This is a genomic window from Paenibacillus sp. FSL k6-2145 (assembly GCF_037976585.1).
Classification (GTDB): domain Bacteria; phylum Bacillota; class Bacilli; order Paenibacillales; family Paenibacillaceae; genus Paenibacillus.
In genome coordinates, this window is record NZ_CP150267.1 from 6427057 (window position 1) to 6443213 (window position 16157).

The 16157-nt window shown below is 43.9% G+C and carries 16 protein-coding genes; 2 read left to right on the plus strand and 14 right to left on the minus strand.

Annotated elements, in window-relative coordinates:
* Positions 1–152: 152 nt before the first annotated feature.
* The 8 genes from NZ043_RS28355 to NZ043_RS28390 form a co-directional block, all read right to left on the minus strand.
* Positions 153–833, minus strand: a complete 681-nt coding sequence (locus NZ043_RS28355) for a hypothetical protein (RefSeq protein WP_091029150.1) — start codon at positions 831–833, stop codon at positions 153–155.
* A gap of 176 nt (positions 834–1009) precedes the next feature.
* Entirely contained in the window at positions 1010–1606 is a 597-nt protein-coding gene (locus NZ043_RS28360) for a cupin domain-containing protein (RefSeq protein WP_133385253.1), read from the minus strand.
* Positions 1607–1744: 138 nt separating this feature from the next.
* The gene (locus NZ043_RS28365; protein ID WP_339312898.1) at positions 1745–2080 is read right to left on the minus strand and encodes an aldo/keto reductase; all 336 of its coding nucleotides are present in this window, start codon (positions 2078–2080) and stop codon (positions 1745–1747) included.
* A 29-nt stretch (positions 2081–2109) separates the two neighbouring features.
* A complete protein-coding gene (locus NZ043_RS28370; RefSeq protein WP_133385255.1) occupies positions 2110–2307 on the minus strand; it encodes a hypothetical protein in 198 nt (65 codons plus the stop codon).
* Positions 2308–2649: 342 nt separating this feature from the next.
* Positions 2650–3603, minus strand: coding sequence for a hypothetical protein (locus NZ043_RS28375; protein ID WP_133385256.1), 954 nt, complete (start codon positions 3601–3603; stop codon positions 2650–2652).
* Between the two features lie 264 nt (positions 3604–3867).
* Positions 3868–4128, minus strand: coding sequence for a hypothetical protein (locus NZ043_RS28380; RefSeq protein WP_133385257.1), 261 nt, complete (start codon positions 4126–4128; stop codon positions 3868–3870).
* A 215-nt stretch (positions 4129–4343) separates the two neighbouring features.
* Positions 4344–5027 (minus strand): hypothetical protein, encoded by a 684-nt coding sequence (locus NZ043_RS28385; RefSeq protein WP_339309872.1) that lies wholly within the window; start codon positions 5025–5027, stop codon positions 4344–4346.
* Between the two features lie 914 nt (positions 5028–5941).
* Positions 5942–6295, minus strand: a complete 354-nt coding sequence (locus NZ043_RS28390; RefSeq protein WP_133385259.1) for a hypothetical protein — start codon at positions 6293–6295, stop codon at positions 5942–5944.
* Between the two features lie 577 nt (positions 6296–6872).
* Here NZ043_RS28390 and NZ043_RS28395 point away from each other — a divergent pair.
* A complete protein-coding gene (locus NZ043_RS28395) occupies positions 6873–7718 on the plus strand; it encodes a hypothetical protein (RefSeq protein ID WP_339309873.1) in 846 nt (281 codons plus the stop codon).
* Positions 7719–7776: 58 nt separating this feature from the next.
* On the opposite strand, the gene NZ043_RS28400 is transcribed toward NZ043_RS28395, so the two are convergent.
* Genes NZ043_RS28400 through NZ043_RS28420 form a run of 5 tightly spaced genes read right to left on the minus strand, consistent with a single transcriptional unit; the run spans position 7777 to position 12404 of the window.
* On the minus strand, positions 7777–8499 hold the full coding sequence (locus NZ043_RS28400; protein ID WP_339309874.1) for a GntR family transcriptional regulator: 723 nt from the start codon (positions 8497–8499) through the stop codon (positions 7777–7779).
* A gap of 10 nt (positions 8500–8509) precedes the next feature.
* The gene (locus tag NZ043_RS28405) at positions 8510–9523 is read right to left on the minus strand and encodes a sugar kinase (protein WP_339309875.1); all 1014 of its coding nucleotides are present in this window, start codon (positions 9521–9523) and stop codon (positions 8510–8512) included.
* Positions 9516–10271, minus strand: coding sequence for a KDGP aldolase (locus NZ043_RS28410; protein WP_339309876.1), 756 nt, complete (start codon positions 10269–10271; stop codon positions 9516–9518). Before NZ043_RS28410 ends, NZ043_RS28405 begins: the two co-directional genes overlap by 8 nt.
* Complete coding sequence (locus NZ043_RS28415) at positions 10268–11377, minus strand: DgaE family pyridoxal phosphate-dependent ammonia lyase (RefSeq protein ID WP_339309877.1); 1110 nt, start codon at positions 11375–11377, stop codon at positions 10268–10270. Before NZ043_RS28415 ends, NZ043_RS28410 begins: the two co-directional genes overlap by 4 nt.
* Positions 11355–12404 carry an amidohydrolase/deacetylase family metallohydrolase gene (locus tag NZ043_RS28420; protein WP_289392815.1) on the minus strand — a complete coding sequence of 350 codons (1050 nt, stop codon included), beginning with the start codon at positions 12402–12404 and terminating at the stop codon, positions 11355–11357. Before NZ043_RS28420 ends, NZ043_RS28415 begins: the two co-directional genes overlap by 23 nt.
* 278 nt (positions 12405–12682) lie before the next feature.
* On the opposite strand from NZ043_RS28420, the gene NZ043_RS28425 reads away from it, so the two are divergent.
* Positions 12683–15013 (plus strand): helix-turn-helix domain-containing protein, encoded by a 2331-nt coding sequence (locus NZ043_RS28425; protein WP_339309878.1) that lies wholly within the window; start codon positions 12683–12685, stop codon positions 15011–15013.
* Between the two features lie 78 nt (positions 15014–15091).
* On the opposite strand, the gene NZ043_RS28430 is transcribed toward NZ043_RS28425, so the two are convergent.
* Positions 15092–16123, minus strand: coding sequence for a glycosidase (locus tag NZ043_RS28430; RefSeq protein ID WP_339309879.1), 1032 nt, complete (start codon positions 16121–16123; stop codon positions 15092–15094).
* Between the last annotated feature and the right edge of the window lie 34 nt (positions 16124–16157).

The window sequence follows — 16157 nt, forward strand, 5'->3', positions numbered from 1 at the left end:
CACTCCACATTTCAAGACTCAAGTCTAATAAATGTTTAGCCATACTGAGTCCATTTTCCCATAAAAAAAACCAAACTCGAATTAACAAAGTTTGGTTTTGAAGCGAAAAAACACACTTTAAATTAACATAAAACCCGTTTAAAACTAATTACTTATGTGTTATATAACTGCTCCAGTTCCATCAAGCGGTCCTTAATCCTGTGCGGAATAATATCAAACAGATTATCCCACGTCATGAACATCTCCGGTTTTAGTAAATATTCTTCGAACTCCATGGTAGGTACAAACGCTTTGGTCTGCAGATAACGCTCCACCTGAGCATCGATCTGTTCGTTCGTTTCAAAATAATCTTGAAACAACTCATTCACAAGTAGCCCATCACATCCAGCTTCGGCACCTGCTGCACTATACAGGTTTGGCAATAACTCAAATACAACCGGAAGTGGTGAGAAAGCATGTTTGCCAGGCTGCGAGTACAGACATACATGATGTCCAACCACATTGACCCGTTCCTTCAACAATCCACGCAGCACTTTCCCATGAAAGCTGGCTTCACAGTCTACTACCTCTCCGTCATGACCCACATAAACCCATACATGCTCCATTTCATACAGATGTCCAATCTCATAATCCCACCAGATTGCATATTCAATTACATATTGTACTGCCTCGGTCGGAAACTTTATGTCCCTTCTGAACGATGGTGAAGGCCCTGATTGATGCAACACAGAAATGCCAACAAAATCAGGATAAAAGGGTTCGGCTCTGTCAAACATCAAAATAGGTGCATAACTCATTGCAGTTTCAAGCGTATTCATTTCTGACATGTTCATTCATGAGTCCTCCGTTTTTTTTGGATGTTCATACTATACTAACAGAGATCGTAATACACTGACTCAGGCATTTTGAATTTTTATCATACGATCATTACATCTACACATCAAAAAGCCTGCAACTGTTATTCTCCAGTTACAGGCTGTGTACTTTGATAATGAATAAGGATCTTGAATTAAGATTTCAGCTTATTGGACGATGGCACAGACGTCTTGGAAGGTGAAGTCGATTGATCAGAAACCTGCGTATCACACCCTATTGGAGGGCCCAGAATGGCATCATTTTTAATGGACGCAACAGCTCTCGCATATGCCTCTTCATCCAAACAGTACGCGCGGTGAGCCACCTCCGGCGGTGTAGCTGCCAAGAAATCCGCTCCAAACACAATATCAGGCGTTGGTTGATCAAAAATAGTTAATACATATACATCATCTGTCTCAGCGACAAACCAGTGAAACCAGCCTTTCGGAAATACCACAACCTGACCTGGTTTCAGACGATATGTCAATCGTTCACGCGTAAACGGATTGAAGACTGACGCTGTAACTTCACCGGTGATGACCACAACCATCTCCGTAACATTGGTGTGCCAGTGCGGCTGCACAATGATTCCTTTGCTTAAGTACACGTTGAAGAAACCATTCGCAATGGTCGGCAGCTGTTCTCCAAACAACTGGGTTACATAGTTGCGTGAATCCCTCTGATAATTCACAACCGCATTGGAATCGGCTGCCAGCGGAACATTCGGGGCTTGTAAAATCGGATTCATCATACGATCATTTCTCCTCCTTGGGCATACATCTCATTGTTGTACTGTATGCCGGAGAATAGAAAGATAATACCGTTGAAACATGTTATATATTGTTTTTAATCCTGAACTTTAGGTTTCTTAGAATCATGTATAAACAAACTAGACTTGACCAGGGAATCTGCCTCCGGCTGCAATGCCTTGGGGTGATATGCGATCTATCTTGTTCATCTCATCATCCGTAAGCGAAACCTGTAGCGCTCCTAAGTTCTCGTGAACTCTTTCCAAGTTGCGAGTCCCCGGGATCGGAACGATATGTTCCCCCTTTCCAAGCAACCAGGCCAGAGCAAGTTGAGAGACCGTGCATCCTTTTTGCTTAGCCATCTCTTGGATCAATCCAACAACCTCTATTCGGCAATCGGTACAAGTTCTTGTCCTAGGCTTGGGACAAGAACTTGTACCATAAATAAAAAAGCCGCTAAAATAGCGACTTTTAATGGAACAATGATCAACTCATTTATTTCAGCTCATGGGTATTCAATTTCCTTTTTGTTACCATTTTTTTCATATATAATCTCTGTTTTTCTGCCATCCGGGTATTCCTTGATCATTTTTTCATTTTCTTCATATACAATGGGCACACCATTGCTTTTGGCCTCTTGTCTGGCCGAGAGTGTTGCTTTTACTAAAATTTCATTCAATTCAGAAATTGACATACGCTTCATGTGAAGATACCCTCCTTAAATAATTGCACGTAAAAGTTTCACACTATTATGGGCGGATCACTACTACAATGGCTATTCTATCTCCTACCTTTTTCTTTAAGTTCAATATGATTTAAGTTTTTTTGGTAAGGTGTTGATTTAAAAAGTTCATTTGGCCAATAGAATATACCTCATTAATAAATGCCTCATATTCCTCAAACGTATTTGAAAATATTACAAAATGTTGATTTTTCATATTGTACCTCGCAAAATTATATATTAACTGATAATCTGATCAGTGCTGTTCTGGCAGAATGTATGCTGTCTGACCTTTTATAGGCTTGAAATATTACGTACTCATAACTATAACGAATCTGCATCCCGTTTGGCCCTTTGATATTCTCTTTCATCTCGAACTGCTCGATTCCATTCTGATTGCGAATACCTAACATTATAATTAGCTTGTTTTACAAACATTTCTTTTGAAAAATCGGCCTGTTCCCGTTTTTCCTCAGCGTTATCATATGCCTTACTTTTTAATCGTTCTCTCTCTTCGTGTAAATTACTTTCCCCATTACTCCATCCGGTACCATGGTTTGGATTACTAAATAATGAGACAACCTTATCCAGTACTAACAGCAGAACGAATACAATAGTACCACCGACCAAAAGTAAAAAATCAATGACTTTGAGCCGCATCATTCCTCCCTTCAAGGAAGCTACGCTTCCTTTTTTTAATAACTTCAACATTCTAGCTTTATCTCTCTGGCTTAGAATCTCTCTATCGTATTTTCCTGCCTCTATCTCTTCAATCAATCTTCCGTTTGTATTTGTTATACGAACCATAACTTTGTTGATCAACTTTGCAGATATCACAGCAAAGACAATTGGAATAATGAATGAAATAGCTAGATGTATGAAACCATCCCATACATCAGATACTAGCATTTGAGATGCGTACGTATTGGTTAAATTAAGTAGCAGAAACAGAATAATAAATCCGCAAACAGTTCCATACATACTATGCCATTTGAATTTTTTTTCATCATCAAAGGGATTGGACTGCCTTTTAATCTTATTCGTAAAGAGCTTTACAACTAAAATACTTATAAATCCAGCGGGGATTGCAAATATCACACCATAGATACCAAGTGAGAAATGGTTTGTATGAGAAGAGTATAACCCCCCCTCAAAAATCACCTCTTGAGTCATTATTCGATTGACCAATTTATTGATGGCAATGGTCAAAATAATCGTTAGGATAATTATGGAAAAGGTCTTTCCTTTCAATGTTTCCTTCATCGTCCATTTGTTCATCTCTTTCATTCCTTTACTCATCATTAAGGTTTATACTCAGCAACCAACTGAAATATAGATTCTATTGCAATTTAGTATGTAATTTTTTCAATATTTTACTATGCATAGGTATATTAGAACCAAATACTAACAAATCCACGTGCGAACCCTTCTCTTGGAAAAAGAATGAGCAGAGGCGATGTTATTGAAATTTATCGTGCCCCGCTCACTTGAAATTCTCTTTGGCCCGTAAACACCATCTCAATTCATTCCCCACCACTGAATTCATGTGAATATACTATTCTTCTTTCCCCGAATTTCGTCCTCGTTCACAAGCGGCCCGGATAAGTTAGCGCCTTGTTCTCCAATCCCTTCTTTCACATTTAGAGGTTGAACATTGGCCGTAGGAGAAGTGATTTCGACATTATACTTATCACTTGGAAGCCCTTGTCCACCTGAAGTGAACCATTCACTTTGGAACAATCCGTTCATTACATACGCCTTCGATTGTGCGTTATATCCCTCTTCACTTGTAACTGTGACCATCAGTTCCATATCCGTCGGCAGATTCGTTGTTCCACTAATAGCTAGATGATTATCTTTATTGAATTCCTCGTTAACATTCAGATAATTTATTGTATATTCTCCTTAGAAAGTTTCATATGTTTATTCTTGATCTATTTTTAATCTACTTATGCCTGTAATATGCATAGATTGTAGTATTTTTGGACTTTCATTAAAAAATCCCCCAGAAGGGGGGATTATTTAACTTTTGTGAAATCTACTTTATAGGTTACAGACAATTCTTTACCTGAATACATATAAACTAGCTCAGCTGGCTTGCTAAAATCGATTTTTGAATTATCAAAACTTACATGTAAGACTGACACATATGCTGGAGCTTCTGGCCATGATCCGCTCATTGAGACATTGTCCTTACCTCTTATATCTTTTGGTTGATAAACTTTACTCCCTTGTTTCAATACCACTTTAAGATTCTTGGTAAAAGTAATACTATTGCCATACGTACGTAGCTCGAAATCTAATCTATTCAAACCTTTGTAGAGTGCTAAGAACTCTTTTGCATCTTTTAATGTATATGTATCATAATCGTTAAACTTTAGAAAAGAGGCTCTAACTATATTATAATATGGGGAAGATACCCAGACATCTGGTTGCCATATTTCAAGTTTATCAATTGAAATCTTTAATTTTTGCTTATTATTGAAATCAATTACGGCATCATATCCTTTCTTGCCTATTGCAATTGCATTTTTAAGTTGCTGATCTGATAAATTAAAAATACTAGATTTGACTTTATTACTTGCTTTTTGTTCTGTTGTGCTCGTGATTTTAATGTTACTTGTGGTTGTATTACTAGCTGCCATGGCCGATCCTGAAAATAGTGTTGACATAATAAGCAATGAGATAAGTAACTTTTTCATCTAATCCTCCAAATATAGGTATTTAGTATATTTTATCCTATCTGAAGATGTAGGTAAATGGTTTTGTTTTAGATAATACTTTAGAACTACAAGATATTCTATTAGAAGGACTCTTTAATGCACAGAAAAATGTATTTTGGCAACTAAACAAATAAAGACAACTCTGTCGGACGATGGTCCCCTTCCCATCCAGATCTGCTCCGTTTGCGGACATCAGGACGGAAAGAGAGATCTACATATCCGAGAGTGAGGCTGCACCAGCTGTGGCGTTCATCATGACCGTGACCGTCAACGCGAGCTTAAACATTCGAGAAGAAGCTCCGACTTCTAACAATAGTTAAGTCGGATATTTCAACTACTGGACAGTTAAAAGCATAATTTTCTTCTCAACCCACCGCGCTCATCTTTTTAAGGTACATCCTTGGATGGCAGATAAGAGAAACATAAGGACCTCCGTTTTTGGTTTATTTTGATATTGTAGAGTAGTTTTTTTCACCTAACTAAGAACATTATATTTATCTATAATAATCTGGAAGTTGGAATTTGAGCTGCTGAGTTTATAACAAACACTGCCTATTGAAGCTGTAGCCCACTCCTCGGTTATAGCCGAAGTCCATCTCGTTCCGGACTGAATCGATAAGATGATTTTTTTGGCCTCATCTCGAGTAATATATAAACTTTTGTCTTTATGGATTGAATTTTTTAGTAAAACAGCGCTAGGAGTTTTTACATTGGCATACACCTTTACTGTCGCTTCAACTCCGTAGAGTTTAGCCAAAAGGACATTAATCTGATGAATGGCTAGTGCTGTCTTGTTATACTTACTTACGGATTTTCGTAATCGTGTACGGCTTTTAATTTTGATATTACTATCTCATGATCATGTTCTTGTCCCTCGACACGTCAACAAATTATCACTGCACTCTTTCGGAAATATTTTTACTTATTTCTTCAGGATTTTCAACACCAATGATCAACTTTGATATTTTGAACTTCCCAACTTTAAAGCTATTCAAATCTAAATGAAGTGTTTCAAGCTCATTTTCAAAAACGTGCAGTTGATAACCACCATTTGATCTAAATAACCCATTTCTCATTTCTCCTAATAAAGCACCATATAGTTTAAAAGCATTTGGTATTGGTCTACCTGTTGTTATTCCCTCGATTGAAGAGTATGGAATTTGCAACCCATTATCTAATTTTAAAAAGGGTGAGTTTCCAAAGTTGATATTTACGTAGGTTTCCATTAGTTGAATTTTACGTTCCATATTTTGATTCCCCCATTTTCATTTCAAATAATCCATTTATTTATTAACCCATAATTACATATAATACCACAAATACCTCTTTTGTTCATAAAAAACTGAGCACTGCCCTCCGCTCCTTCGCGGGTTATGTCCACCTTTATATATTCCAATTCCAATCACCTATTAAAGAACCTACGTTTGTAGCATATAGTGCTTAAACAGGGACCTATCTTTAACCTTAACACTAAGAAAATACTATATTTTCACTGGACAATTAGTTTATTTTTCCTGCACATTTGTTAAATGAAACTGCATGAAACTTAGTTAGGTGTTTATCTAATCGGTAATCGGCTCATGTTCTTGTCCCTCGACACGATTTCAGCCCTAAATCTTCTGAAGATGTAGCCGAACTCGCAAAGCTTCCTTGTCTGACACATATTGAATTGGATGGATATACGGAATCGATCTTTCCATTTATAGAGGACAACCCGTTCATTAATGAACTTCATATCTTACATCATGGTCAAACGATGCTCGATATCAGCAAGAGTCACCTGACCAGCTTTTTGTGGATGTCAGCGGGTTGAAGGAGTTAATTTTGAACACAAAGATGAAAAGTCTGAATTTCACAGGTGAGCTGTCTCCTGATCTGCGTATCTTGGCTCATGAAGACGGTAAATACATCACTCTCAATGTTGCATCGGGCATGCCACAGGTTAGGGGAATCTCACGGCTTGAAGGTCTGTATATCAGAGATATTACGGAACTTAATCTGGAGCCACTTGTGCAGTATTATCATGAGCTTTCAGAGTTGCGATTGTGGGGTAAACCCGGCAATGTATCCCATATAGAATCGATTCAGCATTTGGCAAATTTGCAAACCTTCACTACATACGACTTGTTCGGCTTCAATGGTGAAGAATTCCCTGGTCCAGAGCAACTTCCAAAATTGGCTACGCTGTGGCTAACCAGCTTGCCTGCCGATGCAGCCAAATGGATCAAAACAAGATATAAAAAATCCGTTGCTGCCGGACTTGATATAGAGATCACCAAAGCACGCAAACCGGAATGGCTTGCGGAGAACCTGAACAATCCGTTTCGGGATTGGGATGGGCGGGACCACATTAAGGCAGCTCACGCCAAAAAAGCAGCTCAATTGTACAAGCAGTGCTTGAAGGAAATCCGTCAGTTAAGTCAAGATTTTAACAATCAGGAAGCTCTGCACAAACAGCTCGTCTCCATGGTTGACAACTACACACAGACCTTCAACAAGATGAATGCCAAGACCGGCTTTATCGAAACTGTTGAGCGGGAAGAGATTTATGTTGTTCTGACGGCGCTGCTGGATCAGCTACAGCAGAATTTGGAACTGCGTCAAGATGATTCGGTTAAGGTTAATCATGAGGAATTATATGAGGTATTTGATCGTTTGAGGGATTTTTAGTTTACGCAAAAAGGGTCCTGTTATGAACATTACAGGACCCTTTTTTGCACCGCCGACCTCAAGTGTCGTAACTCACCAGATAATGATGAAGTTCCGTGTTGTAACAGCCTATACTGTGCTCAATTAATCTGCCTTCTCCATCGAAGGAGTTACGAAGGCGCTTGAGCACATGTGTCCCCGGGGGAATCTTCAACAGTTGGCATACCTCAGGAGCTGCAGGTTCTACAAAGAAACGGTCTTTGAAGTTTTCCAGCAAAATGTCGTTCTCCTCGAGTGATTCATACAGCGATTGGATATCTCCATTTATTCCCTCCTTGCCTCCGCCGGGTAATGCAGCTGCTGCCAAGAAGTGTATCAGATGAATATAAGGTTGTCCGTTAAGAATGTAGAGCCTTTCAATCCGCTGGCAATACGGCCCGTAGCGACCATATTCCTCCGTTCCGGTATCATTGGTGAGTAAACGGGAATTCAGAACTTTCTTTTCCAGCTTATGGCCCTCTTCTACGAGCAGCTCCGTAAACCGTTTGCCCTTTGAGAGCTTCTGATGAGAGGTATTGCGCAACACAATTGTGCCAACACCGCTTTTCTTCAGCACGTAACCTTCCTGCGACAGCTCTTGGACCGCACCGCGGACTGTCATTTTACTGACGCCAAATTCTTTCTCCAGCTGTGGTTCAGAGGGGATGATGCTTCCAAGAGGATATACTCCATGTAGAATCCGATCTTTGAGAATTTTTTGGATTTGCTGATATAAAGGACCTTGCTTGCGCTTCAGAGACACTCACTGTTCACTACCTTTCAACATCTGAGGGATGGTCCGACAGCGCGCGGAGCACCTCATTCTCGGTAAAAAGCGCTGTATCGCCTTGAGTGGTATGGGCCAGCATCGCTGCCGCCACTGCCATATTAACCGTATACTCGTGTGGGTATTGCTGCAATTCCCCATGGATGATGGTGCTAGCAAATACATCCCCTGCACCGATCCGGTCATACACTGGGAATATCAGCCTTCGGGAAAATACGAACGTACCTTGATGATAGATATATCCTGTCAAGGAATGCGTATGGTCCGCGTTAATCACACGGTGGGTTCCTGCTACCGTTCCGATTCCGAAGCGCTTTGCAACTTCAGGAATCGCTTGCTTCATCTGTGTTATTCTATCATATTCTCCGGTTCCGATGCCAAGAATACACTTTGCATCCTTCTCATTCATTAACACCAGATCTGCCAGCCCCAGCAGTTCCTCATAATGCGGGCGGGCCTTGACATAACCATCTGTCCCCCATAACGCAGGACGGTAATTACAATCAAAAACAACCTTGCCCCCAGCACTCCTCACTTCCTCAGCAAGCCGTTTCATCTGCTTGCGCACGCCATCATTCATAGCCAGCGTAATGCCACATAAATGAAGAACATCGACTCGGGAGGCAAGATCTTTCATATCATAATTATCTGCCTCCGCGGTATTGAAACTGCTGCCCAGCCGGTCTGTGTAAGTAACTCTGCCAGGGCGGGCTCCAAAGCCATTCTCCAGAAAGTACATCCCAAGGTGTCTACCGCCCTGGCTAATAAGAGAGGTATCTACCCCCAGCTTGCGCAGATAAGCGATAGCCGCTTCGCCCACCGGAGTTTCCGGCAAAGTCGTAATAAGAGCACCGTTATGGCCGTATCTGGCTAGTGCTGCCGTTACATTCACCCCGCTGCCGGAAAACGAATAATCTAGCCTGCTGCTCTGGACCAGTGTTTCGTAGCCCGGAACCTGCAGCCGCATCATCACTTCACCAAATGCAGCAACCCTAGGCATATCGGTCTACCAGCGATTTCATTGTTTCGAGCAGTCTGCGGACATCCTGTACGTTTGTACTCCCGGTCTGCGACTCAATAATTGAAGAATAGACATGTGGTATAACCTGAGGTACGCCTGCCTGTAGTGCAATCTCTAGAATGGGTCCAAAGTTGTCCAGATCGATTCCGCCTGTAGGCTCCAGAGCAAATCCCGCTTCTCCACAAGCCTTGGCAACAGCACGGTACTCCTCTTCCAGCTTCAACCCCTGCATCGGATAATATTTGAGCGCGTTCCCTCCCATGTCACGAACCAATGCAATGGCGGCATGAACCGGAACAATGGCCTGCGGAGTCGTTACTGAACTGATGGGGCCAGTCGATATATTTACATAACCTGGCTGACCGCACGGAGATACCAGGCAGTTAATCCAACTATCTTTAGGTCCCAGATTGGCACGGGTTGCCCCGACTGCCGGGAATACCTGATTGATATGGCTTCCCGGATAGCTGGCGACAATCTCCGCCACAACTGCAGCCTGACGGCTGTCTCCGGCCCCAAGTCCGATAGATACTGCATCTTGAATAGCCTGACCATATTCAGTCATGGCAACTACAGCTTCTTCCGACGTAGCATAATTTTTGGAGAGCACACCAATAAGTACATATCCTTCCGCAGCTTCGTACACATCCTTGGCGTTCCCGATACTCCCGGCCAGTACATTAATTGCGGCCCTGTTCTTATACAGACACTGCTGAATATGACTCATTCTGGTTTGCCTCCCACGATTTCATGTATTCTGCTGACGATGACCTGCAAATCATCTCCTTGCAGCGACCTTGGATCAATATCGAAATAACCCTGCTTGACGCCATAGTCTCGGGTATATACCGCAATTACACCTTCACGTAGCTGGTCATTCATTTTCTTCGCATCCACCCCGGCAAGAGAGGAATCAATCTGGACGCGCCCCCGGAAAATCGATCTGCCGGCTTCATCCTGCACGATGCGGACCGAAACACCAGGAAGTCTATCCAGTGCCTGAAGAGCCTCCAGCGTCTGCTTCTCTCGTTCACTATTATCCGCTTTGTCCTGGTATTCCTCTAGCGCTTGAAGTAACCCGAAAATGGTCTCTTTGCCAATCTTCATGCTGCGGCCAATCCCATGTAGCTGTACCTTAAGCCACTCCACGTATTTCCTTTTGCCGGCGACAATGCCAGAAGTAGGGCCTTCAATAGCTTTCGACCCGCTGTAAATGGCCAGATCCGAAAGTTGGATATATTTGTGCAGATCCTCTTCCGCTGCCGCATCAACAATCAGCGGCACCCCTCTTCGCTGTGCAACCTCCCAGGCCTCTTCCACAGAAATCATGTTCTTCTGGACAGCGTGATGGGATTTAACATAAAAAATGGCTGCAGTGTGTTCGCCGATTGCCTGATCGATATGCTCCTTGCGGCCTTCATTGGCGTATCCAACTTCCACTACCCGGCCGCCGCCAAGGAATATCATGGTTTCAACCGGCGCTCCATATTGCACATTATGGCCTTTTAGCATAATAATTTCATTTTTCAATATCGGCTCCTGGTGCAGACGAAGGCTGAGACGTGGATCTCCGGCAGTCACAATGGCTGCCACTGACAGTGCAATACCACTGGATGCGGAGTTCACCACAACCGCGCTTTCCGAACCAAGTAGCTGTGCAATATATTCTCCGGATTTGTTCACAAGATCCGCAATTTCCACGTACTGCTGTCCGCCCTGTTTCATCGCATCCATGACTGAATCCGTTGGTGCGGAAACGCCAAGGATGCTCATTCTTCCACTGGCATTAATAACACGCTTCAATCCATATTTAGCCTGTAATGAGTGACCCATTAGCATAAACTCCTTTAGCCTCAATATAGTATTGCGTGACCCGGACATCTCCTTCCGAGTCCTTAAGTTGCTTTTCGCCTGCTTCCAGAGAAAACAAAGTCAGGTTCGCCTGCTGTCCCACCCTAATCTGCCCGAGCTCCGGCTTACTGAGCCACTCCGCTGGACTTCTTGTAACCGCACGGATCACCTCTTCCAGACTGTAGCCGAGGTACAGAAATTTCGTCAGTACATTCGACATACTGTATACCGGACCATTCATACGGTTGCCTCGGTAAATGTCCGTACTGATTGTATTCAGCGCAATGCCTGCAACCTTGGCCTGTTCTGCAATCCGGAAGGAGAAGCTCGCTGTGCCATGCCCCACATCCAGATGAACTCCCCGAGCAGCTGCATCCAGCAGTTCTTGCAGCGGTGTGCCGTCTGCATGAAACAGATTGTTGGACTTGCCGTTAAGATAATGGGTGATTACATCACCCGACTGTAGTAGCTCCAGCACATCAGAGATCGCGGGCGGAGCAGAACCGATGTGAACCATGAGCGGAAGTTTCGTTTCTTCCGAGAGTGTGCGTGCCAACTTGAGTGGATGTATGCCGCTGTCTTTGACCACACTTTGGCTGATGCGGGCTTTCAGACCAACAATGAAATCAGGATAAGCCGCTGCTGCCTCCAGTACCTTGGCCCGGTCAATCCATTCCAGCTGCGACAGTTCATCCGTCCGTTCGAGCCCGATGCTTGAAATGTTCAACAGAGCAAATACTTGTGTAGCAGCCTGTAGTCTTGCGGTATAAAAAGCTCCAATTCGATCTGCACCGCAGCTTCCGGCATCTACAAGCGTTGTTACCCCCTGCTTCACACCAATTTCGTCGATATCATCGCCATAGGGATCAAGCTCCTGGACGGCATGCACATGCATATCAATCCACCCACTGGACACATATAACCCTGAACAATCCAGCTCATTTTCTCCTTCAGCCTGTCCTGGCGGTGTAATGGCGGTGATGATCCCGTCCTGAATGGCGATATCCATAATTCGCCCGTCAACAAGCTGCAAATTGCGCAGCACATTCTCTGTGCCCACTCATCCCATCTCCTTTTTCAACCCCGGTTTACAGGCAAAATTCAAAAAATGATTCATGATATGAAATCTGTACTTCTAATTAGTTGAAAATAAGCCTGATGATCTACTTTATTCTAAAGATTATAATGTTATAATGTTTATACTAGCACAAGAGTAATCCAGAAGAGAACACTGATTTCTAATTCAAAAGTTTAATCCGAATATCCTAACACTGGAGGGACTGCTTCATGGCAAATTCGGCACTCAAGCCATCCTTGCTCAACAGATTCAGGCTCAGCTGGAATCATTTCAAATCAAGGCTTCTGCTGAAATATGCCTTTTCTTACATTCTCATATTTCTTATCCCTCTGACAGGTGTAACTATTTTTGTATATGAAAACGCTGTCAAAGGATTGCGTGTAGAGATTGAACAATCAAATGTCAATCAGCTTAACCAGGTGAAGAGCACTATAGATAACCGTATGAATGAGCTTCAGGAAATAGCGGGGAGAATCGCCTATGACAAACACCTGACCCCTTATATGGTACAGCATCCCTATTACAGTTTGGAGGCGATTCAGGCGCTGGCCAATTACAAAGCTAGCAGCAGCATTGCAGAGGATCTGCTTCTCTATTTCCATAACGATGCCAACATCTATTCGTACCGCGGTCTGGCTAATCTTGACGTCACCTTTGATAGCCTCTATCAGTTCGAGCATTGGAATCCGGAAGAGTTGCGGCGGGACTTGAATGAAACTAGGCAGCCCCTGGTCCGTCCCGCTGAGAACGTGAAGGTTAATTCCCGAGTGGAGTCGATGCTCGTCATGCTTGTGCCCGTTAAACCTAATGACCCGTTTCCATATGGGACCGTTGTTTATTTAATGAAAGAATCCAACCTTACCGGGGTCATGGATTCGATTTTGAGTGATTTTTCAGGAAGCAGTTATATTTTCAGTCCCTCCGGAGAGGTGTTGACCGCGAATAGCCATGGCATAAGCCTTCCCCAGGACGAAATTGAGAATTTGGCTACACTTGAGCCCGGTATTCATAATTTGAAGATGGATGGAGAACAATACTCCGTTGTTTCTGTTCAATCTGAAGAAAATGGCTGGACCTATGTGACCACGATGCCAAGCTTCCAGTTCTTCAGCCGTGTCGCCCATGTCCAGACCCTCGTCCTAATCGTCTTCTGTATTACCGTCATTACCGGCATAGCTGCTGCGCTGCTGTTAGCCAAACGGCAGTACCATCCGATCAGGGATTTGATGGACAAGATGAAAGGCAGCGGCGATGATGCTCCCAAGCTCCGCAATGAATGGGAATGGATACGCCAGACCCTCCACAATTACAGTCTGAAAATTGATTTTCAGGAGCCCTTTGTCCGCAATCAGTGCATGCTGCTGTTACTCAAGCACGGCAAGCCGGATGATCCGGAGATCGAACAAATGATCCTTAGCGCAGGATTCAGGCATCCTCAAGGACAAGGGCTCTATTTCTCGGCTATTTTGTCCTGGGATGATACTGTACCCGGCGGCAAGTCCTGGCAGGAACGCCATCTGTTGCAGGAAATACTCAGCAATGTATGTCTTCCCTGTACCGGAGCTCAGATCTTTGGTGTAGAATTCTCGGTCAAGGACCAGTTTGCCCTGATTATTTCACTTCCCGGTGATGCGGACAAGCCGATTCAAAGCCAATTGGAGCAGGTCATTGAAGCCATTCAAACGTTAATCCGCGAGCACTCTCAGCTATCTCTAAGTATCGGTGTCGGCATGGCCTACAGAGACTTAGCCCGTCTTAACCAATCCTTCATTGAAGCCGCTGCAGCTCTGGAGCACCGGATCATCCGGCGCAGCGGTCAGGTCACTTATTTCGAGCAGCTTGCAGAGCTGAACCCTTCTGCTGCCGAGAGCTTCTGGATTCCACGCAAATCCATGCTGAAACTGGAGCAGAGTCTAAAGCAGGGCAACGAATCAGTAGCCGTCCAAATGATTTCCGATACCATTCATACGATCAAAAATGAGCCGTTGCAAGTTCATCTACTACGCTGCATCTGTTTCGATCTGCTGAACGCTTTTCTACGCACCGCCTCCGAACTTGGGATGAAAGAAGTGTTCGCCAATATGAAGGAATTGACCTCCTTCGAAACACTTGAAGAACTCGAGAGCCGTTTGATCTGTCTGGCCGCTGACATTTGCGCGCAAGTGGAGCTGAATACGAAGACAAGCGAGTCTACATTAATGGATGACATTCTGGCTTACGTGGATCAGCAGTTTGCAGACTACACACTCAGTCTAGAAAATGTGGCGCTTAAGTTTGCCATTTCAACTTCATATTTAAGCCGGAGCTTCAAAGAGAAGACCGGAAGCAATTTCTCACAATATATCTGGCAACGTCGTGTAGATGAAGTCATGCGACTGCTGGAGAATACTAGCGCACCGCTCAAAGAAATTATCGAACAGGTCGGTTATATGGATGCGCCAAATTTCATCCGCAAGTTCAAAAAAGAAATCGGTCTGACACCAGGGCAGTATAGAAAGGAACATGCCTTGAGAGGGATGAATACTAAAAGACCTGTTTAAGTTGGCGAAGCGGAGCTTCCGCCCTTCCTGTACTACATTCTTATATTTGAATTCTTATATTTGAAGATACAGCTTCATTTATAATTTATTTTGCTGTTGCCCTTCCTGGAGGATATGCTCTACCAGCTCATCCAGAGGAACTGTTGCTAGGGCAATCGCCGTATCTGTTACCCCGTAATAGATATAGAGCAGTCCATCTTTGACCACATTTCCGGTCGGGAAGATGACATTGGGGATCTGGAACCCAAATTTCTCATAATACGTCTCTGGCTCCATAATAAAATGATGCGTCCGGGCAATGATTTTCTCCGGATGCTCCAAATCCAGCAGCATGGCCCCCACACGGTAGACGATGTCCTCATCGACGCCATGATAAAGCACCAGCCAGCCCTTGTCCGTACGTATCGGGGGCGTAGAGCCACCAATCTTCCGCGATTCCCAGTAGAGGTTCTGGGCGGTAGCGAGCAGCTTGGGCTCTTCCCAGTTCACGAGATCCTCGGAGTAGGTAATCCACATGGCCGCCTTATCCGTACCGTAGGCTTCTCCCACATATTCCTCGGGGCGGCGCAGCAGTACGAATTTGCCGCCTATTTTCTCGGGGAACAAAATGTTGTCCCGGTCATTAATATCAAGAGGTGTCGTGTCCGCCACATACTCCCAATCCAGCAGATTATCTGATTTCAAAATGGAGGACCGGGTTAGCCAATGTCCCTCCTCGTCCCCCCACCCGTCCGGATATTCCGGAATAGAGCGAAGGGGGACGCCTGCCCCGGTAGGGTAATAACTCATGGCACAGGGGCGAAGGGCGTAGTTCAGATAGAAGGTCCCGTCAATTTTGACAATCCGTGGGTCCTGTACACTACCATAAGGGAATCCCAGCATGTCTGGCGTCACAATTGGCTCATCCTTCACGTGAGTAAAGTTCACGCCGTCTTCACTCTCTAGCAGACCCAAGTAATTTTTGCATGGAGTTAGGGAACCAGCGGTGCGCTCAATCATATAAAATTTGCCGTTATCGATGATAACTGCAGGGTTAAAAACCGTAACCTTGCGCCATTCATAGTTGCCCGGGACGACAATGGGATTATTCGGATGTCTCGTGATTTGCATGTCTAATCCTCCTGCATTTAATGTTCAGGAACAC

Coding starts and splice junctions, on each gene's coding strand:
- NZ043_RS28355 (WP_091029150.1), bottom strand. CDS start 833: ATGAACATGTCAGAAATGAATACGCTTGAAACTGCAATGAGTTATGCA.
- NZ043_RS28385 (WP_339309872.1), bottom strand. CDS start 5,027: ATGAAAAAGTTACTTATCTCATTGCTTATTATGTCAACACTATTTTCA.
- NZ043_RS28415 (WP_339309877.1), bottom strand. CDS start 11,377: ATGGGTCACTCATTACAGGCTAAATATGGATTGAAGCGTGTTATTAAT.
- NZ043_RS28430 (WP_339309879.1), bottom strand. CDS start 16,123: ATGCAAATCACGAGACATCCGAATAATCCCATTGTCGTCCCGGGCAAC.
- NZ043_RS28390 (WP_133385259.1), bottom strand. CDS start 6,295: ATGGAACGTAAAATTCAACTAATGGAAACCTACGTAAATATCAACTTT.
- NZ043_RS28375 (WP_133385256.1), bottom strand. CDS start 3,603: ATGAACAAATGGACGATGAAGGAAACATTGAAAGGAAAGACCTTTTCC.
- NZ043_RS28410 (WP_339309876.1), bottom strand. CDS start 10,271: ATGAGTCATATTCAGCAGTGTCTGTATAAGAACAGGGCCGCAATTAAT.
- NZ043_RS28380 (WP_133385257.1), bottom strand. CDS start 4,128: ATGGTCACAGTTACAAGTGAAGAGGGATATAACGCACAATCGAAGGCG.
- NZ043_RS28360 (WP_133385253.1), bottom strand. CDS start 1,606: ATGATGAATCCGATTTTACAAGCCCCGAATGTTCCGCTGGCAGCCGAT.
- NZ043_RS28420 (WP_289392815.1), bottom strand. CDS start 12,404: ATGGATATCGCCATTCAGGACGGGATCATCACCGCCATTACACCGCCA.
- NZ043_RS28425 (WP_339309878.1), top strand. CDS start 12,683: ATGGCAAATTCGGCACTCAAGCCATCCTTGCTCAACAGATTCAGGCTC.
- NZ043_RS28370 (WP_133385255.1), bottom strand. CDS start 2,307: ATGAAGCGTATGTCAATTTCTGAATTGAATGAAATTTTAGTAAAAGCA.
- NZ043_RS28405 (WP_339309875.1), bottom strand. CDS start 9,523: ATGCCTAGGGTTGCTGCATTTGGTGAAGTGATGATGCGGCTGCAGGTT.